The 18592-nt window shown below is 54.8% G+C and carries 18 protein-coding genes and 4 tRNA genes; 7 read left to right on the top strand and 15 right to left on the bottom strand.

The window, feature by feature from the left end:
- Positions 1–57 precede the first annotated feature (57 nt).
- Positions 58–708 carry a hypothetical protein gene (locus C4520_10335; GenBank protein ID RJP21110.1) on the bottom strand — a complete coding sequence of 217 codons (651 nt, stop codon included), beginning with the start codon at positions 706–708 and terminating at the stop codon, positions 58–60.
- A gap of 88 nt (positions 709–796) precedes the next feature.
- Here C4520_10335 and C4520_10340 point away from each other — a divergent pair, with 88 nt between their 5' ends.
- Positions 797–1015, top strand: coding sequence for a hypothetical protein (locus C4520_10340; GenBank protein RJP21111.1), 219 nt, complete (start codon positions 797–799; stop codon positions 1013–1015).
- Positions 1016–1044: 29 nt separating this feature from the next.
- Here the strand turns inward: C4520_10340 and C4520_10345 are convergent.
- The 4 genes from C4520_10345 to C4520_10360 form a co-directional block, all read right to left on the bottom strand.
- A tRNA-Arg gene (locus tag C4520_10345) sits at positions 1045–1121 on the bottom strand.
- 8 nt (positions 1122–1129) lie between these two features.
- Positions 1130–1221, bottom strand: a tRNA-Ser gene (locus tag C4520_10350).
- Positions 1222–1262: 41 nt separating this feature from the next.
- A tRNA-Ser gene (locus C4520_10355) sits at positions 1263–1343 on the bottom strand.
- On the bottom strand, positions 1334–1546 hold the full coding sequence (locus C4520_10360) for a hypothetical protein (GenBank protein RJP21112.1): 213 nt from the start codon (positions 1544–1546) through the stop codon (positions 1334–1336). The genes C4520_10355 and C4520_10360 overlap by 10 nt, the downstream gene beginning before the upstream one ends.
- On the opposite strand from C4520_10360, the gene C4520_10365 reads away from it, so the two are divergent.
- Both C4520_10365 and C4520_10370 read left to right on the top strand, forming a co-directional pair.
- A tRNA-Met gene (locus C4520_10365) sits at positions 1511–1586 on the top strand. The two genes, C4520_10360 and C4520_10365, sit on opposite strands and share 36 nt — an antisense overlap.
- Before the next feature lie 206 nt (positions 1587–1792).
- Positions 1793–2800, top strand: a complete 1008-nt coding sequence (locus tag C4520_10370; protein ID RJP21113.1) for a 4Fe-4S dicluster domain-containing protein — start codon at positions 1793–1795, stop codon at positions 2798–2800.
- Here C4520_10370 and C4520_10375 read toward each other — a convergent pair.
- Positions 2797–4554, bottom strand: coding sequence for a PAS domain S-box protein (locus C4520_10375; protein ID RJP21114.1), 1758 nt, complete (start codon positions 4552–4554; stop codon positions 2797–2799). The genes C4520_10370 and C4520_10375 overlap by 4 nt on opposite strands.
- Before the next feature lie 247 nt (positions 4555–4801).
- On the opposite strand from C4520_10375, the gene C4520_10380 reads away from it, so the two are divergent.
- The gene (locus C4520_10380) at positions 4802–5641 is read left to right on the top strand and encodes a DUF72 domain-containing protein (GenBank protein ID RJP21115.1); all 840 of its coding nucleotides are present in this window, start codon (positions 4802–4804) and stop codon (positions 5639–5641) included.
- Here C4520_10380 and C4520_10385 read toward each other — a convergent pair.
- The 5 genes from C4520_10385 to C4520_10405 all read right to left on the bottom strand — a co-directional run bounded on the left by C4520_10385 (position 5635) and on the right by C4520_10405 (position 9973).
- Complete coding sequence (locus C4520_10385; protein RJP21116.1) at positions 5635–5931, bottom strand: hypothetical protein; 297 nt, start codon at positions 5929–5931, stop codon at positions 5635–5637. The two genes, C4520_10380 and C4520_10385, sit on opposite strands and share 7 nt — an antisense overlap.
- A 71-nt stretch (positions 5932–6002) precedes the next feature.
- Positions 6003–7337 (bottom strand): hypothetical protein, encoded by a 1335-nt coding sequence (locus C4520_10390; protein ID RJP21117.1) that lies wholly within the window; start codon positions 7335–7337, stop codon positions 6003–6005.
- A gap of 154 nt (positions 7338–7491) precedes the next feature.
- On the bottom strand, positions 7492–7737 hold the full coding sequence (locus tag C4520_10395; GenBank protein RJP21118.1) for a hypothetical protein: 246 nt from the start codon (positions 7735–7737) through the stop codon (positions 7492–7494).
- 177 nt (positions 7738–7914) lie between these two features.
- The gene (locus tag C4520_10400; protein ID RJP21119.1) at positions 7915–8424 is read right to left on the bottom strand and encodes a metal-dependent transcriptional regulator; all 510 of its coding nucleotides are present in this window, start codon (positions 8422–8424) and stop codon (positions 7915–7917) included.
- Between the two features lie 154 nt (positions 8425–8578).
- On the bottom strand, positions 8579–9973 hold the full coding sequence (locus C4520_10405) for a hypothetical protein (protein ID RJP21120.1): 1395 nt from the start codon (positions 9971–9973) through the stop codon (positions 8579–8581).
- A gap of 189 nt (positions 9974–10162) precedes the next feature.
- On the opposite strand from C4520_10405, the gene C4520_10410 reads away from it, so the two are divergent.
- Both C4520_10410 and C4520_10415 read left to right on the top strand, forming a co-directional pair.
- Positions 10163–10399, top strand: coding sequence for a type II toxin-antitoxin system prevent-host-death family antitoxin (locus tag C4520_10410; GenBank protein RJP21121.1), 237 nt, complete (start codon positions 10163–10165; stop codon positions 10397–10399).
- Positions 10399–10830, top strand: a complete 432-nt coding sequence (locus C4520_10415; protein ID RJP21122.1) for a PIN domain-containing protein — start codon at positions 10399–10401, stop codon at positions 10828–10830. Before C4520_10410 ends, C4520_10415 begins: the two co-directional genes overlap by 1 nt.
- 53 nt (positions 10831–10883) lie before the next feature.
- Here the strand turns inward: C4520_10415 and C4520_10420 are convergent, their stop codons facing one another.
- Positions 10884–12059: a hypothetical protein gene (locus C4520_10420; GenBank protein ID RJP21123.1), complete on the bottom strand. Its 1176-nt coding sequence runs from the start codon at positions 12057–12059 to the stop codon at positions 10884–10886.
- A 251-nt stretch (positions 12060–12310) separates the two neighbouring features.
- Between C4520_10420 and C4520_10425 the strand changes: the two genes are divergently transcribed.
- Positions 12311–13606, top strand: coding sequence for an MFS transporter (locus C4520_10425; GenBank protein ID RJP21124.1), 1296 nt, complete (start codon positions 12311–12313; stop codon positions 13604–13606).
- A gap of 19 nt (positions 13607–13625) precedes the next feature.
- On the opposite strand, the gene C4520_10430 is transcribed toward C4520_10425, so the two are convergent.
- The 3 genes from C4520_10430 to iorA all read right to left on the bottom strand — a co-directional run bounded on the left by C4520_10430 (position 13626) and on the right by iorA (position 18416).
- Complete coding sequence (locus C4520_10430) at positions 13626–15974, bottom strand: arylsulfatase (protein ID RJP21125.1); 2349 nt, start codon at positions 15972–15974, stop codon at positions 13626–13628.
- Between the two features lie 94 nt (positions 15975–16068).
- Entirely contained in the window at positions 16069–16647 is a 579-nt protein-coding gene (locus C4520_10435; protein ID RJP21126.1) for an indolepyruvate oxidoreductase subunit beta, read from the bottom strand.
- Entirely contained in the window at positions 16644–18416 is a 1773-nt protein-coding gene (gene iorA / locus C4520_10440; GenBank protein RJP21127.1) for an indolepyruvate ferredoxin oxidoreductase subunit alpha, read from the bottom strand. Before iorA ends, C4520_10435 begins: the two co-directional genes overlap by 4 nt.
- Positions 18417–18592: the final 176 nt, after the last annotated feature.

Below are 18592 nucleotides of genomic sequence, written 5' to 3' on the forward strand. Positions count from 1 at the left end.
GCTACCGCACATTTGAAACCTTTTCGCTTGCCCTTTATCACGTGCTCGGAGACCTTCCTATGCCACAATTAACCCACAAATTCTTGTGAGGAGCTTAAATACTTTTCTTTTTTGACGGCTAGTCTTTACAGAGGTTTCTGTCATAGACCCAGATGTGCTCAAAGCTTTGAAGGCATTCATTTTTTCAAATCCTTTTTTCGTCAAGGTCACCTTGTGAACTTCATTTGTTACTGTGCCCTTGGAAATTGGGAACATGCTCTTAGGTTTCTCTCGCCTATCTAATACACCTTCTTTTATCATCTCGCTGATCAGCCAGTTTAGCTCTGCTTTTTCTCTCGCAAAAATAAGCGGATAATCAAATAAGGAATTGATTTCACATGCTTCCCCTAATTCCGCCTTCATGCCCATGTAAGCAATCAGGTTCTTTTCTTTCTGTTCCAGGGTTAAAAGAGAGAAATTCTGGTCAACTTCCTGAATTAAGTCTAAATCAAGCGAGGGTATTTCTTCTTGGAGATTACTCGTCCTTATAAAACCAGATAAGACGTAACTCTTAAAGGTGACAGTATTAAGAACCTTACATACTTCTTTCGAGATTCTGTAAGAACCACATCTCAAACACTTGATAAGAAAAATTTCCTCGCCATCTGCATCTTCTTGAACTTGTCCATTCAATAAGCAGATAGGACATTGATGCTTGACTGATTCCATTAGCCTTCTTCCTCCGAAATATAGAAGTCAAAGAATTTTATTCATATAGACAGAGAAAGTCAAGTATATAAAATTGAAAGCAGCCACCATGGCAGAACCCCCGAAGCTTGATGCCCAAGGGGCCCTGCAATATGATTTACTTCCGCTCAGCTACCCAGACCTTCTTCCTGTCCTTTTGAAGCACTACGACCAGATCCAGAAAATGTGTCCAGTGCTTGATGCTCCATTTCCTTTCAGCTTCTTTCAATTCGGGGTCAGCTTAAGCAACCATATGTCAACCACCCAAGACAAAAAAATAACTGCCTAGTTTTAGCTAAGCAGTTATAACCTTAACTTTGGCACGCCCTGAGGGATTTGAACCCCCGACCTTCTGATCCGTAGTCAGACGCTCTATCCAGCTGAGCTAAGGGCGCATTTCGTGCGGAGAGGGAGGGATTCGAACCCTCGATAGAGGTTTAAGCCCCTATAACACCTTAGCAGGGTGCCGCCTTCAACCAGCTCGGCCACCTCTCCAAATGGCTGCTACTCAAGAGCCGCTTCGCTTACTCGGTAAGCGGAGGGCGAGGGACTCGAACCCCCAAGCCCGAAGGCGCCGGTTTTCAAGACCGGTGCATTACCAGTTATGCTAGCCCTCCTGCAACTCGAAGAAATACGGGTACTTCCCGTTGCAAATTATAGCAGATAGCCGGGGGAGTGTCAATCCGCCCATCAGCAAATCGAGGAGCCCTGCCCCCTTGCGCCCGCGCCTCCTTTCGCCCCATTTGACAAAGCGCGCCGTGCTGAATAAAATAAACATGGAGAAGGGCCCATAGCTCAGTTGGTAGAGCAGGAGACTCATAATCTCTTGGTCGTAGGTTCGAGTCCTACTGGGCCCACCCGGCTTCCTTCACTCCGTTCCATCAATAAATCGTTTCCCTGAAAATTCCTCTTCTCGTCTCTCTCACACTTTTATCCGTGCACGAGCCGAACATCAGGCGGCCCTGCATCAGATACCTTCCTTCCTTGACAGCCTCCTTCAAAAGCTGATATAAAGGCATCTGCAGATTCCTCCCTGAGAGAAACCTTTTTTTTGAGGAGACACGCCATGAGCGAAGGAACGTTATATCAGGAACTGGCGGACAGAATCATGATGGGGCATTCGGAGAGAATCCAGCGCCTGTTCAAGATGCTGGCCGATGAGAATGAGGCAAAACTGATGTTGGCCATGCCCGCCACCGCGGAGGAACTGGCCGGCGCAACCGATCGGCCGATCGCGGACGTACAAAAATCCCTTGACACCCTCTTCAAAAAGGGCGTCGTGTTCGTTTCGGGAAGCTCCGGCAAGTACCGCATGTGCCGCGATGCCGGACAGTTCCACGACGCCAGCATCCTCTGGCCGGATGCGCCGCAGGAGTTCTACGATCTCTGGAAGGAATTCACGAAGACCGAGTGGGGACAGACTGCGAAAGCTATCGAAGGGTTCTTGAGCAATCCGCCCATGCGAATTATCCCCATCGAGGCTGCCCTCGAAGATAAGAACCAGATCCTGCACTACGAGAACGTGAAACAGATCATCGATAACGCCAAACGGATGGCCGTAACCAAATGCACGTGCCGCGTCGTCGATGGCGCCTGCGGATTACCCGTCGAGGTCTGCGTGCAACTGAACCGCGCCGCGGATTACTCGATCAAGCGCGGAACCGGCCGCGAGATCAACAAGGCCGAAGCCCTCGAGATCATGCGAAAAGCCGAGGAGGCCGGCCTCGTGCACGTAACCATGAATACCGACCGCAGCGACCACTTCATCTGCAACTGCTGCCCCGACTGCTGCATCGGCCTCAGCGTCATCAGGGCAAAGGACGGCGCGAAATTTGTGTCTCCCTCGCGGTTCCAGGCGGTGGTCGATCAAGAAGCCTGCATCGGCTGCGAATCCTGCCTCGAGCGCTGCTATTTCGGCGCACTGAGCACAACTGAAGCAGGAGACGAAATCAAGGCGTCCGTCGATCCCGACAAGTGCGTCGGCTGCGGACTGTGCGCCGTGGTCTGTCCATCGGACGCAATACATTGCGAGGAGGTTCGTCCGGCGGACTTCATCCCCTCCGCACAGCATTAGGAGGAACCGGCCGCGCTTGCGTCAGGCATCGTCACGGGCATGCAGATATCCGCAGTGGTCCCGTTTCCGAGTTCGCTGCGGAACCAGAGGCTGCCTTTGTGGCCCTCTATGATCTTCCTGCAAATGGCAAGCCCCAGGCCCGTTCCCTTGGATTTTGTCGTAAAGAAAGGCTCGTATATCCGATCAAGGTCTTCAGGAGCAATACCTCGGCCGGTATCGGAAATCGTCAGGAATAAATATTTTGTTTTGCCACGGGGCTGAGTGCATGAGGAAATTGTGATCACCCCTCCCTTTGGCATCGCCTCGATTGAATTCGACATCAGGTTCACGAGGGCGCGCGCCATCTTGTCAGGGTCCACAGTCACCATCTCGCTTCCGTTCTCAAGATTGAGAACAAGCTTCACTCCACTCGCTTCAAGTTTGCGTCCGATTCCATGAACGGCGGTGTCAATGATCGCATGCAGCGGCCGCGAAGAATATCGCAGCGTTACCGGCCGCGCGTATTCCAATATTTCCTCGACAAGCCGGTTCAGGGAATCGACCCCTGCTTCCATGTCGGCAAGCGTGTCAAGCATATCGCCATCTGCACCGACGCCGGCGCGTATCGCCTCGAGCCCGAGCGAAATGTTTTGAAGCGGATTGCGTATTTCATGGGCAACGACCGACACCGTTTGCCCGATGACCGCCAGCCGCTCCGCTTGCTGAAGGTCAGCAACCTTTTGACGAACCGTTTTTTCCAGATTCTCGGACAATTGACGATATTCCTCTCGACTGGCATGAAGCCTGTCCTCGTTCCACTTGCGCTCGATAGCGATGGCATAGAGCGCGGCAAGCCGCTCTGCCACAACCATATCCCTCTCGCAATAATCTCTCTCCGGATTGGCCAGCCCGATCATGCCCACGCGCTCTTTGCCAAACATGGCGGGCACTCCAAGAAAACGACTGATCGGAACATGTCCGGACGGAACCCCTCTCGAGCGAGCGTCGGTCGCAGGAGAATTGGTCAGCAACGGCTCTTTATTCTCCCACACCCAACCGGCAAGACCGCTCTCCGCAGTCACTCCTTTGAAGATAAACTTCTTGTCTTCGACCCGGCACCCGCTCCAGATGTCGTGCGTCAACGTCGGACAAACGAAATCGCCCGTCTCCCGATCGAGGTATCCAACTATTCCGTAGCGACTGCCGGTCAACCGCTTGGCGTACTCGAGCACGAGACACGAGATATCTTCAAGCGAAGCCGAGCGCAAAAGCGCCTTCGCCAGTTCCGCCATGGCGGCATGCTCTTCGATCTCCCATTCCAAAGCAGCCTCAGTTTTTCTTTGTTCAGTAACATCGAGCCAATATGCGACCGCGCCCGTGATTCTGTCTCCTTCGCGGATCGGAGCCGCCGAGGCAAGCGCATATCGAGCGTCGCCCCTGCGATCCCTGAATGTGAAACGCACATTCTGAACGATCTCCCCTCGGAGGGCACGGGCTGATGCCATATCGGAAACATTCATCTTCCGGCCGTCAAGCTGCGTCAGATCGATCAACCGCAGAATCTGAAGCTGCGTTAAGCCGATCGGATTGAACCCAAATATGGAGGCCGCCGCCTCATTTGCACCCGTGAGCACTCCACCAAGGCCGTAAATAAGAAAGGGATCAGCAATCGCAGAAACGACGGCTCGAATTTTCTCCGCCTGCTCGCGAGTCGCCTCCGACGGCTCAAGACCTTGGCTGACGGGGCAGGCAGCGCGCCTCTTTGCTCGTAACATGAATATATCTTTTCCCCCTTTGCGGACTAAATAGCTCCACCTTTATTGCACCATTCCCGCCACAATCATTCTGTAAGCCTAACTACTTTCAGGAAACTAAATTGCAAACTGTCGGCGTGAGCGACCCTCGGGTAAAAGGATTTCCCGCCGTTGGGCTTTTTCCGGTCGGGGCGCGGCGTCGACGTAGCCCGGCCTTGCGATCTCGCGCAAAACAGACACATTATTTTAAAAGCGTGTTTTCAAACCGATGGGGGACAGAATGAAGCAGAAAATTTTCCCGCCCAACCTCTTGATTGGCGCCGACGGCTGGAGCTGGGACGACTGGGTCGGCGGCCTGTATCCTTCAGGTACGCCCAAATCGGAATACTTGAAGGAATATTCCCGCCACTACAGAACCGTCGAGGTCGATTCCACCTTTTACCGCATTCCCAAAAAAGATGCCGTGCGAAAATGGTATGACCAGACACCGGCCGATTTTTATTTCGCCGCCAAAGTCCCTCGCGGGGTGACACACACGGGGTTTTCCGGCGATTACCGCAGCCGGCTTGATTATTTTGTCGAAGTAATGAGAACCCTCGAAAAAAAGCTCGGACCTCTGCTCTTCCAATTCCGCTACTACCGGCAGTCCGAGTTCCCCTCAGTCGATGCCTTCGTCGATGCGCTGGAGCCGGTGCTGACCTCCCTGCCGCCGGACCTTCGGTTCGCTGTCGAGATACGCAATCCCGAATGGGTGGCGCCCCAACTTCTCGAATGCCTCCGCCGGCATAATACGGCTTTCACATTGGTCGATCATCCCTGGGCGGAGAAAGTCGACGTTCTGATGAAACGAATGAATGTGATTACCGCCGACTTCTGCTACATCCGCTGGCTCGGACACCAGACGGCCCTCGAGAAAGTGACCGATCGCTGGGACCGGCTTGTGGCCGATAAGACCGAGGCCACCTCGCGCTGGGTGAAAGTCCTCAAAGACCTCCTCGCCCGCGACATCAATACAATCTATGGCTTCTATCGCAATCGCTACGCGGGCTATGCGCCCGGCTCAATCGAGTTGCTGAAGAACCTCTGGCAAAAAGAAGAGCCTCAGTGACTCCTACCCGTCCATTTGCTTGAAAGCGTATAGTAAAGCGTGACTGCCGCCGTCTGCTCTTGGTCGAAAGAGGCGCGCCTCCCCATCTTCTTCACGATCTCGTCCCATTCAGCAGGCGAATATTCGTTGGGCCAATAGAAGCGATGGCACGTCGCACATTCGGTCACCGCAAGCGCTCTCCCGCTGCGAAGCGCATCGACATCGATGGGGGAGGGCGCTTCTTCCAAAGCGGCCAACTGCTCCGCCGTCGGAAGCGATTTTGACGCCCCGGCGCATGCGAAGAAAACCATTGAAATTGATATGCCCACTAATACAGTCCTTAGCTCTTCCAGGTTCAACATCATTTTGCTCCCACTCGACTCTAGAAAACCCATCCGATCCCAAAATTGACGGCGTCGCCCGGATCGTCGCCTTCGCTGTCACGAAATTGATAATCCGCTTTCAAGACCACATTCGGCGTAAGATAGAAGTTCATCCCAACCGTGATCTCATTGCGGTCCCCGTTCGGGTTTTTCGGCACCCCCGAAGGCATACTGTATTGCGTATCGAAATCGTCATAGCGCACAAAGAAGGCGGCGTCTGAATTCCTCAGCTTGCCGGTCTTCCATTTGTCCGGCCAGAAACGATAGGCGCCCTCCAGGTACCAGCCGAAGATCTCCTCGGCTGTTCCGTTGCCGATTTGCTCCGCCCCATCGATACTTTCAAAAGCCACGGCTCCACGAAAGTCGAGACGCGAAACTGTATATTCAAAATCTGCGGAATAGATTTGGATATCTCCGTTGATGCCCGGATCCTTCCCCTGATTCCCGTTGTCGATACCGCCGGCGTAGGTGGAAACGCCAAGCCGCAACCATTGCCCAAATGGGACCTCTCGCAGAGCGAATGGGAAATAATCCAACCGACCCGTGAAGGCGGCATCATGCAGGCCGGGACGCTCCTTGATCCTGCCAGCGCGGATGCCGCTGAGAGCGTTGAACTTGGACCCGTTCAGCCCATTTACCACATATGCCTGGTATTTGAGCGAAGGACTGATGTTGCCGAACAAACCTATGCCGTCCGACGACCATGTGCTCGGGATGATGAACTGCGCGAACGACGGGCGCTCCACTCCATAAAACGTCACCGGCTCGTGCTTCTGATTAATGATCCCGAGCGGCGTGAGAATCCTCCCTGCACGCACATTGAACAGATCGGACAGGAGAAAATCAAAATATGCCTGCTCGATCACCAGCTCGCCGCCCGCACCGTCCGTGACAAAAGCATGCTCGATCTCGGTCTCCGAATGAAATTTGATCCAGTCGTTGAAATCGTAGCCGAGATACAGGACCAGCCGATGGATGTCAAATTGATCGCCCGACGGCCCCTCTTCAAAGTTCGCGTGAAACTCCCCATAGCCGCCCATAGTGAACCTGTTCAGCCACGACGAGGAATCCCACAGCGGGGAATCGTCAACCTCATCCAGCCGGACGGATACTTCGGCTATCTTTTCCCGGCTCTCTTCGTTCAACAGTTGCTCCTCCCGCTGCTGCGTCTTGAGCTGCTGCAACTGCTCGTTCAAATCGCGCAGGCTCTGTTCCAAAGCCTCGATCTTCTCGTCGCGGGCGTCCGACCGCTGCTCCTCGGCATGCGCCGCCGAACACGTCATCAGGGATGCCGTTACCGTCGTCAACCACAGCCAGACCAAAATGGACCTCATGCCGCACTCCTTTCACGCAATCTGTACTCCGGATTTCATGCCACCGCTGATAGCGGCCCGGTTGCGCTCTCACTGTGCGGCCCAGGTCCACATCGTAAAACGCCCCAATGTCGTCCTAGTTCATCATTTCTTCCTCCTTGCCAGCGCTGCTCTTCTACGACATCTCCAGCAGTATCTGCGTAAGCTTCTTCCTGAGCATCTCAATTTGCTTCGATTTGAAGGCTCGCCGCGTCTCTTCCAGCGCTTCGATTGTATCCACAAGAATATGCTTCAATGCCTCCCTATAATCACAGGCATCGTCTGAACAGGAGAGGCGCTCTCGCGAGGATGTTTTCGAGAGTGTTCGCAGATACAAATCTGACGCGTGATGGCGGTTATAAATACTTTGTCTCTCGTGCATAGATGCTCCATCGATAACCCTTTGTTTGCCGAAACAATTTTGATGCCTTCATGCGTGTGCCCGTATTCGAACGCTGTTGCGGGCACACTGCCGCCGATCACACAGAGAGTGAGACGCTGTCGCAGCATAGCGGCCGGAAAAAAAGCCGTAAAACCTCCAAAAAAACCACCCTCGAGTTCATTTCGATTTCGAATCCGCACTCTTAGGGGCCGCGGCATGCAACGTAGACGCCTCACAAACGCATTCCGCGCGGCGACCGACCCGAAAGCAGTTGAACCGCTCAGCCCACGCCTCGATTCCCTCCGGGCACGACTCAAGGAATTCGACGAAAAGCGCGAGCCGGCGGGTAAGGTCCCCGGAAATTGCGTGTTCAAGCCGACATGCTTGTTCTTCAGCTTCTGCTCTGCAGATTCCAAGGACCTTCGTAAGAAAATCATGCATCACCGTATGGCGCCGTACCACCCGTCTGGCCGCGATAAGACCCTTCGGAGTCAACGTGATAAACTCGTAAGGCTCATACTGAATTAGCCCTTTCTCAGCCAACGATTGAAGGGCGCCGGTTACTGACGGGCGGGTAACCTTCATGCTCCGTGCGATGTCCTTCGACCGGACCGCCCTTTTCTTCAAGCCGATCTGGTAGATCGTTTCAAGATAATCTTCCTGGCTTGGGCTGAGAGGTGCCACCATGTGCTTCTCCTTATGTAGTTGGGATTGCCAAACATAATATATGAAGACCAACTCGTTGTCAAGTGGAAAATGCGAACGGGCGAGAGGAGGGAGGGGCCGCAGGGGGGAACCGCCTGTGTCTACCGGCGATCTTTAGGGAACTTCATGGCAGGCATCAACTGCCCACAGATTCCCTCCACTCGAAGTACGAGACCGCCTTCGCGTAGGCCGCGATCGCTTTCTCCGGGCTGGTGAAAAGAGGGTATCCCGCCGACTGCAGCGCGCGCGAGAACTCGAGATCGCCGGTGAAACCCGCAAGGCTGATCAGCAGGCAGGGCTTTCTCAGGTCTTTTCTGAGGTCGATCATGTATTGCAGATATTCCTGCTGGCCGCCCGGTGTGATTCCACCGCCGATCAGAAGGGTGACGTCAATGCTTTCATCTTTTTCGACAACCCGCAGCGAATCCGAATATAAAGAGATGATTCCCCACGGCGCCACTCCGAGGTCGACTGGATTGCGGAAACTTGCCCCGGACGCCGGAACGAATTTCATCAACTCTTTGACTGTGCTCTTCTCCAGTTCCGGAAGCGAGAGACCCGCCCTCTCCGCTGCGTCGGAAGCGGCGACTGCCGGACCGCCCGGCCCGGAAATAATGGCCATTCTCCTGCCGCCGACCCGGCCAAAATAATAAAGGGCTGTCGCGATGTCGATCATTTCCTCCAGTGAGCCTGCGCGGATTACGCCGGCTTGCCTGAAGGCCGCGTCCCATACCGCATCGGCGCCGGCAAGCGAACCGGTATGAGACGAAACGGCCCGCGCGCCCGCCGCGGTCGAGCCTGCTTTCCAGACAATCACCGGTTTGCGCGCGCTCGCCTCCCTGAGCGCAGCCATCAGGTTTCGGCCGTCGCGCGTCCCCTCAAGATAGGCCGTGATGACCGCCGTCTTGTCGTCGCGCGAGAGGTAATCGATGAAATCGCAGCTCGACAGGTCGCACTCGTTCCCGATGCTTACTACTTTGCTGAAACTCATTCCGCGCAGGGTCCCCATCATGGTGACGAATGCGCCCAACGAACCGCTCTGCGAGACGAACGCCAGCTTGCCCACGACCGACGGCATCGAGGGAAAGAAACCCAGCCCGGCCTCCGGGCTATACACGCCCATGCAGTTCGGCCCCACCAGCCGAACGCCGCCTTCGCGCGCCCTCTCCACCATGCGCCGCTCGCGCTCGAACCCCCGCCGTTCGCCGGTCTCACCGAAACCGGAGGTAAAAACGATGGCGGCCTTCACCCGCTTCTCGACACAATCCTCCATCACCCGCTCGATCTGCTCAACGCCGACCAAAAGGATCGCAAGGTCAACATCCGCCGGAATCGAGGCCAGGGAAGGATACGCCTTCAGCCCGAGTATCGAGTCCGCGCTGGGATTCACCGGAAAAATCTCGCCCTTAAAACCCGGGTCCAGCAGCGCCTGCAGAAACACGAGGCCCGGCTTGAACGTCCGCGGCGCGCCGACAACGGCGACCGTTTTCGGCAAAAAGACCGCTTCCATTTGGTCAATTGTATAACTCATCGTAAAGCCTTCCTACGCGACAGACATGAACGTGCGAGAGGGGGTTGGGATGTTCTTGTAATAGACGAATGGCATAGTAGCATACGAACCTCAGGATTTCAATGGTCCCGGTCGGATAGCTGGATAGCTGGCTTGACTTTTCATGAATAGACTGTTAGACTGGTCTTAGACTGGTTAGGAGGAAAGCTAATGCATAAGGTGGGCGCTTATGAAGCAAAAACAAACCTTCCCAAACTCCTCGAACGTGTGGCCAAAGGCGAACGCATAACCATTACCAAACACGGCGTTCCCGTTGCAACACTCCAACCCGCAGATTCCGCAAAGAAAGCCGTGCCGGAAACCATTGCACAGGTAAAACAGTTTCGCCGGGGCCATCGGCTGGCTGGATTATCGATACGAGCCATGATTGACGAGGGAAGACGGTGATGACTGCAAGATTCGTTGTCGATAATTCTGTAATAATGGCCTGGTGTTTCGAGGACGTGGGAGATCGGTTTGCGGAAGCCGTTCTAGAGAGCCTCGAAACGTGTGAGGCGGTTGTTCCTGCCATTTGGCCGCTTGAGGTTGGTAATGTCCTGCTCGTGGCGGAGCGAAAAAAGCGCCTGAGTCAGGCAGATGTCATCCGATTCGTATCCCTCCTCTATGATCTTCCGATCGTAATTGAACAGGAAACGCCCGAGAGAATGCTCAAGGAGATTCTGGCGCTGGCGAGAGAACAGCACCTCACAACTTATGATGCTTCCTATCTCGATCTCGCGATGAGATTGGGGTTGCCGATTGCAACACGCGACCAGTCCCTCTCCAAAGCTGCAAAGAAAAGCCGCGTCCCTGCCTTTGACCCGGCAAAACTTGCATAATGCAGATACCAACCGTAAGCGAAGCGGAACTGGCTGAGTGTCCACTATGCGCGCTATCGCGCCTCATCCGGTGGCAACAGCATTGCCTGTCGAAGTCTTGCCACAAGTGACGGCTTGCTCTTATGTTTAAAGTAAAGACTTGCCATCTGCCGCAAAAACTCTGAACTGGCATCTGCCCGAATTGCCAGGTCCCGCAGGTCCTGAAGCAAGCACACCGCTTCGTCGTACTCTTTGGGTTGTCTGCATGAAATCAAGTCTGCGACCTTGATCCAAAGTTGCGCTTCACTGCCCGCGAGCGACTGCAGCCTTCCTTCACGGGCCTCGGCCTTTGCTCGCTCTTGTTGTTCAAGTTCCTTCGCCTTTCGCTCCGCCTCCTGCTTCTGCCGCTCTTCCGCGATGGATTCGGCCCGATTCATGAGCCGACCCGAATTTCGCGGACGACGTCGTCGAGAGGCTTTTGGGGATCGCTTCTGAGCAAGAATCTCGTGCATCGCGCGCTGTTTCAGTTCGGCGGTGACGTGGGAACTCTCGCCGCTGAGCAATTGTGTGAGAGCTTCTTCCTTCTCTTTTAATGGCAACTTTGTCACCCATTTTCTGATGTCTTTCTTCGACAAAGTCCACTCGACTCTTTGCTCACTCTCCCCGGCGGCCGCATCGATCAAATCCGGTTCAATGTCGAGAAACTCCACAAAGGTTCGCAGCTGAGTATTCAATTTTCCCAATCCTGGAGGAATAGGCGGTTCCTCGCATTCTTCATCCACGACGCCCTCCTGGACTGCCCGCAGCCACGCGAGGTAAAGGCAACGATGGTCCCCGAGCATCAGATCAGAGCGCAACTGTATCAGACGCTCAAGCCAGCCCTCACCCTCGACCCAATCGTCTCTGTCCACCTCTTCGGCGCTGAAGGAGAGGATGAGAAGGTCATCTTTCGTATGATAGTCCAGGGTTTCATCGGTGCAGTATCCCGACACTGTGTCAGGATCGAGCAACCGTATCGGGATACGGAACATCAGCCATCGGCTTCCCCAATTGCTCATGTAGAGAAAGGCATCGAAGTACTTCTCCATCCACATATGTGGATCGCCCTTGAAACTGCCCCAATTGTAGAAGTTATTAAACGAAATCGGCGTGATCTCAGCCCTGCTCGAGGAAGAGCGCAACTCCTCCATCTGTTCCACGGTCAAAGGGCGATCTAGTGCTCGAAACTCGTAGAATTGGTACTCGCTCATTTCTCACTCCAGCTTGCAATCTCGTGAGGAAAAACGTCGTCCAAATTGGTTGCCGAAACATTATATTCATGCGTGCGATTTTATACAAGGCGTTTCCGAACCGTTTTTTCTGCCCTCCCCCAGGATGTGCGGTCCGCATGTTTTCAGACGTTTCCGTACTGCAGGGACATCTGTACCGCCTGAAGTGAATTCGTCTGCAAGCTCCCTTGCGCGTCATCCCGCCATTGTGTTAGAATCACCCCCGATTTCCCATGACCACAACAATATCCGAAACTCAGCGCAGATTCACGTACTACCGGTGGCTGATTTTCAGCATTCTGGCGCTGGGATACGTCCTCGTCTATTTCCACCGCCTGTCGCCCGGTGTGATGGCGCTTGATCTCATGGAATCCTTCGGGGTCGGCGCGACCGTCGTCGGCATTCTCGGATCGGCCTACTTCTACCCGTATGCGATCATGCAGCTGCCGGCCGGATTGCTGTCGGACTCGCTCGGCCCGCGCAAGAGCGTCACCATTTTCCTCATTATCGCCGCTGCGGGCGCAACTCTCTTTGCGCTCTCGCCGAACATCCAGACCGCAATTGCGGCGCGCGTGCTCGTGGGTCTCGGCGTTTGCATGGTTTTCGTGCCGGCGCTCAAGATACTCTCGCAGTGGTTCACCCGCGGCGAGTTCTCCATGATGACCGCCATCCTGAACGCAATGGGCGGCGTCGGAGTCCTCATAGCCGCGGCGCCGCTCGCGTTCCTGACGGAAAGGATTGGATGGAGGAATTCGTTCTTCGCAATCGGAGCCGCCACCCTTGTGCTCGCGCTTGTCGTTTGGAAGTGGGTGAGAAACCGGCCAGATGAGGTGGGCCTGCCACCTATCATTGTTGGCGATGAAACATCCCGGGATGCGGTGAAGGCGATCCCCCTCGTTAGCGGCATGCTCCTGGTTCTGCAAAACGGCCGCTTCTGGGCGATCGCGATATGGTTCTTTTTCAACTGCGGGGTTTTCTTCGGACTCGGCGGGTTGTGGGGCGGCCCGTACTTGATGCAGGTCTACGGTTTGAGCAAGACCCAGGCCGGCGGCATCCTCAACATGCTGGCGGTCGGCCTGATCATCGGAAGTCCGGTCCTGAGCACGCTCTCAGATCGAGTGTTTCGGAGCAGAAAAAAGGTCATGCTCCTGAGCGCGCTGGCGTTGTGCCTCACGCTGCTGTTGCCGGTCATCTCCACTGACAGGCTCCCTTTCCCGCTCCTCTATGTATTGTTCTATTCAATTGGCATGTTCTCGGCCGCAATCGTGGTGATTGCATTTACGGCTACCAAGGAACTCTTTCCGCTTGAGATAGCCGGTACTTCGGTGGGAACCGTCAACCTGTTTCCTTTCGCGGGCGGCGCGGCTTTTCAGCCGCTTTTGGGATATATTTTGGCGAGATTCACAGGAGAGTCGAATGCTGCCGGCTATCGCGCCGTTTTTATCGCGTGTTTCATCTCAGCAGTAATTGCCCTTATTTCGATCTCCCTGATGAAAGAGACGCTTGTCAGCAAACCGGAAACGAAATGATCTGATATCCCGCCGGGCCTCACTGCCGCGCCATCGCTATGCGCTTTTCAGCTTCGGCATCCTGTATCGGCCTGCCGCTTACATCCACGACAACCTTGTGAATTGTCCCGGTGAAGCGGAATTCGCCGGAATAATCCGGCGTCACGGGTGAGCCCGGAGCACGCCCGCAGGAAAGCACTCCGGCCAGCCCGAACGTGAGCGGAACCGTCATCGGCAATTCGAGCTGTCCAGCCTGCATTCGGTCAATGTAAAGCCTGGCTATTCCAGGTGCGCCTCTGCCGTTCAAGATATCAGCATCTCCCGTGGGTTTAAATTCAAAGTGCACTTTATGTCGTCCCGCCGTCATCTTTCGCTTGGACTCGACCGTCCAGAGTTCTTTGCCCAGGAAATTGTAGGCGTAGCGAAGCTTCCCATCCTTGATGTAAAAAGAGTAGCCGCCGTCAAGTCCGCCTGCAGCAAGCAATACTCCGTCGGCGCCGCCCTTCGGCACTTCTATTTCGGCTGTGATAATGTGCGCACGGTTAAAGAGGCGGGCGGTTGCAAGCGGGGGCACGCTCTGTGTGCCGGGATAATAGGTATACGTCTCCTTTTCGCCTGAAACAAGCGGACGCTCATCGAGAGCGCGCATCGCGCCTCTTCCGTCAATCGGCAAAACATTATATTTGCCCGCTTCAAAATACCACTTCTGAACCATCTCGCGCAGCTTCTCGGGGTTCTTTTCGGCAAGGTTATGATTTTCCGTAAAGTCCTCGGCCACGTGATACAATTCCCAATGAGTCGCGTCGAGCTCCGCGAGCGCCTCAGCCGACAGGAATGAGCCGAACGGCCTCCCCGCCTCCGCAAAAGAAGTACCCGGCCACGGACAGACCGCGCGCCAGCCGTCGTGATAGATGGAGCGGTGTCCGATCATTTCGAAGTATTGCGTGAGGTGTTTTGTCGGCGCGTTTGGGTCATCAAACGTGTGGGCCAAACTTACTCCATGTATGGGCGATTGCACAGCGCCTTTAATCACGGAGGGACCCTCAATGTTCAGAGCAGCCAGTATCGTTGGCATCATGTCGATGGCATGGACGTATTGGGTGCGAATTTCACCATGGCTCTTGATCCCACTCGGCCAGCACACGATAAACGGGTCGCTGATGCCGCCGCGATATGTCTCTCGTTTCCAGCGACGAAAGGGCGTGTCTCCGGCCCATGCCCAGCCCCACGGGTAATGATTAAAGTATTTGGGGCCGCCCAGTTCATCCATCGCGTTGAGATTATCTTCAACAGATTCGGGAATCAAATTGAAAAATAGCGTCTCGTTCACCGAGCCGTTCGCGCCGCCCTCGGCACTGGCGCCGTTGTCGGAAATGAGCATGATCAGCGTATTGTCAAATTCGCCGATCTCTTTCAGGAATCGTATTATGCGACCAATGTGATGATCGGTGTGAGTGAGGAATCCTGCATAGACCTCCATCATCCGCGCAAACAGACGCTTTTCCTCCGCTGAACATTGATCCCAGGGCTTCACGTCCGGGTCGTGCCGGGAAAGCTCGGCCTCTCGCGGCACAATGCCAAGTTCCTTCTGCTTCTTGAAGACCTCGTCCCGATAAGCTTCCCATCCGCCATCGAACTTGCCTTTGTATCTGTCAACCCATTCCTTCGGGACGTGGTGAGGAGCGTGTTGAGCGCCGGGGCAGAAGTACATGAAGAACGGCTTGTCAGGAGCCACCTGTTTCGTATCGGCAATGAAACTGATCGCCTTGTCAGCCAGGTCCTCAGTCAAATGATATCCTTCTTCGGGCGTTCGATTCGGCTTGACTTGATGGTTGTCATAGACCAAATCAGGATAATACTGGTGGGTGTCGCCCCCCATGAATCCGTAAAAACGTTCAAAACCCCGGCCGAGCGGCCAGCGATCATATGGCCCGGCCGCGGAAACCTGCTCCGCCGGCGTCAGATGCCATTTGCCGACCGCAAATGTGCTATAACCCTTCTGCAGAAGAATCTCCGAAAGAAAACCGTTCTCAAACGGAATATAACCGTTACTGCCCGGATATCCCGTCGCTCCTTCCGTAATACAGGCCATGGCATTGAAGTGATGATTGCGGCCCGTCAAAATGCAGGAGCGCGTCGGCGAGCAGAGGGCCGTTGTTTGCATGTTGTTGTAACACAGCCCTCTTGCAGCCAAACCATCAATGTTGGGTGTCTCGATAGGACTGCCGTAGCATCCGATCTGTCCGAAGCCCGTATCATCAAGAACGATAAACAAAACGTTCGGAGCGTGGCTTCTCGATTGGACTCGCTCGGGCCATGCCGGCGAAGAGGCATCTATCGTGCCTCCGATAACGCCGCTGAATGCTGTTCCCGACTTGTATTCTTGCATGATTCGATCCTTTTCCGGCAGACTTGCTCACGTTACAGAAGGGGTGGACGAGCTAAATAACACACGACATGATCTTGCGCGGCTTCAAAACGTCCTAATTCTTAGCGTTCAGTCCTTGCCTGAACACTTTCAGAACAGTCTTCAGAACGGCTGGCTTCTTGGCAAACGCCTCGGATATCATTTTCTCCCAAACATCTGGCGTAAGATCAGGCGTATGCCCCGCCAGAGCCCCCAGAAGCAGAAAATTCACCGAGCGTCGCAAGGCGGGGTCCGCGGCCATCTTTTCTCCATCCACTATCTGAACCCGCTGCGGGAGCCTCTTCAGGCGCTCAAAGACATCGTCAGGGTATTTCGCCAATCCGGAGGAAACGGTGACGGGGTCCATCCGCTGGTTATTAACGAGGAATAAGCCGTCGGGCTTTATGTAGTGAGCGAACCGTAGCGACTCGACACGCTCAAACGCCATCACAACATCCGCCTCGCCCTGCATGATCAGTGGAGAATCAACCCGCTTCGAATAGCGCACGTGCGAATATACGCTACCGCCGCGCTGCGCCATCCCGTGCACCTCGCTCACCTTAACATCGAATCCAGACTCCATCGCCGACCGGGCCATGATGTCCGCGCAGGTAAGCACGCCCTGCCCGCCTACACCCACCATCAACACGTTCATGATTTCACCTCTATAGCGTCAAACTTGCACACGTGCTCGCACAGCCCGCATCCCTGACAGAAAAAGGCATCGATGAAAAAACTTTTTTCTTTGTTCTGGCCAAGCTGGATGATCGCCGGACACCCGAGCCGGATGCACGCGCCGCACTGGTTGCATTTTTCCTGATTCATCGAGTAGGCAGGCAGCTTCTCCTGCCCCGGGATCAAAACGCAGGGCCGCTTTGCGACAATAACCGACGGCTCGTCAGTCTCCAGGCATCGCTTGATCGTTTCCTCCAGAAGATCGAAATCTGTCGGATTCACCGTATGCGCGTCGCGCACGCCGACTGCACGGGCCAGCGCCTCAAAATTGAGTGCATGCGTGGCGTCGCCCTGAAGCGTGCGTCCGGTCGCCGGGTGCTCCTGACGCCCGGTCATCGCGGTGGTGCAATTATCCAGGATAATCACAAGAGTGGCGCCCTTATTATAAACGATGTCAATGAGACCGGTTATTCCGCCGTGAATGAATGTTGAATCGCCCAACGCGGCCACAGTTTTGCCCTTGCCGCTCACTTTCTCGATTCCAAAGGCCATGCCGACGCTCGCGCCCATACAGAGACACGAATCCATTGCGCCCAGAGGAGGCTGCGCACCCAGCGTATAACAACCGATATCACCCATGATCGTAACTTTTTGTTTTTTTAAAGCGTGCAGGACAACCCGGTGTGAACAGCCTGGACACATCACCGGGGGCCGCGGCGGTAAATCCTCATACTTCGGCGTCGGAACATCTGTTTTCGGTTTATCTCTCACTATCTGCGGGAATTTCGCCTGAAGCGCATGCCAGATCGTCTCTGGCGAAAACTCGCCGCACAGAGGAAGACCCAGATCCTGTTTCCCGATGACCTGTATGCCCAGCGCCCGAACCTGCTCTTCGATTATCGGGTCGAGTTCCTCAATGACCACAACCGTTTCGACTTCCCCCACAAATTGCCGGACCAAGTCAAGTGGTAAAGGATTGATAAATCCCAATTTAAGATATGAGGCTTCAGGCGCTACCTCAAGCGTGTACAGATAGGCGACGCCGCTGGAAATGATCCCGATCGAGCGATTATTGCATCGAATCTGGTTCCACTGGGACTTGTTCGAGAGTGCGAACAAACTCTTCATTCGCTCTTCGACGATTACGTGTCGCCCGCGCGCATAACCCGGAAGCATGACATATTTCGGAATATCTCGAACGAATCCGCCGACCGGTTTTTCAACTCGATCGCCAATGTCGACGATACCTTTCGAATGGGAAACACGGGTGGTCATGCGCACGATGACCGGCGTATCAAATCTCTCGCTCAGGTCAAACGCGAGGCGCACAAACTCCTTTGTCTCCTGGCTGTCCGACGGCTCGAGCATCGGGAGCTTCGCCGCGCGCGCATAGTGGCGGTTATCCTGCTCATTCTGCGAGCTGTGCATGCCCGGATCGTCGGCATTAATGATGACCAATCCTCCCTTCACCCCTATATAGGAAGAGGTGAACAGAGGATCGGCGGCCACGTTCATTCCCACATGCTTCATAGCCGCAAGGGCGCGGCCTCCGCCGATGGCCGCTCCGATCGCTTCTTCCAGAGCTACTTTTTCATTTACCGCCCATTGCGCCTTGACGCCCTCATATTTCGCCAGGTTCTCGAGCACCTCGGTGGACGGAGTGCCCGGATAAGCGGCGCCAAAGACCACTCCGGCCTCATACGCCCCTCTGGCGGCTGCTTCGTTGCCGGACATGAAAGTTCGAGTCATTTGCTTTTGCTCCTGAAGTCATTCTGCGAAACGATAACCTGTCGCAGATTCTGGTTCCGAAAAGTTCGGTCTACAAAAAACATTATAGCATTTTGCATGGAAAGGACAGAAACGTTTCTTCTTCGTGCAATCGGGGTAAGGCGTCTTCCCTCTGTGGAGCGGCCCAGGACATGGGG

Source organism: Candidatus Abyssobacteria bacterium SURF_5 (assembly GCA_003598085.1).
Classification (GTDB): Bacteria; Abyssobacteria; SURF-5; order SURF-5; family SURF-5; genus SURF-5.

Bases quoted from the DNA above. Each gene is read 5' to 3' on its own strand.
- C4520_10335 (RJP21110.1), bottom strand. From the start codon at position 708: ATGGAATCAGTCAAGCATCAATGTCCTATCTGCTTATTGAATGGACAA.
- C4520_10340 (RJP21111.1), top strand. From the start codon at position 797: ATGGCAGAACCCCCGAAGCTTGATGCCCAAGGGGCCCTGCAATATGAT.
- C4520_10360 (RJP21112.1), bottom strand. From the start codon at position 1,546: ATGAGTCTCCTGCTCTACCAACTGAGCTATGGGCCCTTCTCCATGTTT.
- C4520_10370 (RJP21113.1), top strand. From the start codon at position 1,793: ATGAGCGAAGGAACGTTATATCAGGAACTGGCGGACAGAATCATGATG.
- C4520_10375 (RJP21114.1), bottom strand. From the start codon at position 4,554: ATGTTACGAGCAAAGAGGCGCGCTGCCTGCCCCGTCAGCCAAGGTCTT.
- C4520_10380 (RJP21115.1), top strand. From the start codon at position 4,802: ATGGGGGACAGAATGAAGCAGAAAATTTTCCCGCCCAACCTCTTGATT.
- C4520_10385 (RJP21116.1), bottom strand. From the start codon at position 5,931: ATGGTTTTCTTCGCATGCGCCGGGGCGTCAAAATCGCTTCCGACGGCG.
- C4520_10390 (RJP21117.1), bottom strand. From the start codon at position 7,337: ATGAGGTCCATTTTGGTCTGGCTGTGGTTGACGACGGTAACGGCATCC.
- C4520_10395 (RJP21118.1), bottom strand. From the start codon at position 7,737: ATGCACGAGAGACAAAGTATTTATAACCGCCATCACGCGTCAGATTTG.
- C4520_10400 (RJP21119.1), bottom strand. From the start codon at position 8,424: ATGGTGGCACCTCTCAGCCCAAGCCAGGAAGATTATCTTGAAACGATC.
- C4520_10405 (RJP21120.1), bottom strand. From the start codon at position 9,973: ATGAGTTATACAATTGACCAAATGGAAGCGGTCTTTTTGCCGAAAACG.
- C4520_10410 (RJP21121.1), top strand. From the start codon at position 10,163: ATGCATAAGGTGGGCGCTTATGAAGCAAAAACAAACCTTCCCAAACTC.
- C4520_10415 (RJP21122.1), top strand. From the start codon at position 10,399: ATGACTGCAAGATTCGTTGTCGATAATTCTGTAATAATGGCCTGGTGT.
- C4520_10420 (RJP21123.1), bottom strand. From the start codon at position 12,059: ATGAGCGAGTACCAATTCTACGAGTTTCGAGCACTAGATCGCCCTTTG.
- C4520_10425 (RJP21124.1), top strand. From the start codon at position 12,311: ATGACCACAACAATATCCGAAACTCAGCGCAGATTCACGTACTACCGG.
- C4520_10430 (RJP21125.1), bottom strand. From the start codon at position 15,974: ATGCAAGAATACAAGTCGGGAACAGCATTCAGCGGCGTTATCGGAGGC.
- C4520_10435 (RJP21126.1), bottom strand. From the start codon at position 16,647: ATGAACGTGTTGATGGTGGGTGTAGGCGGGCAGGGCGTGCTTACCTGC.
- iorA (RJP21127.1), bottom strand. From the start codon at position 18,416: ATGACTCGAACTTTCATGTCCGGCAACGAAGCAGCCGCCAGAGGGGCG.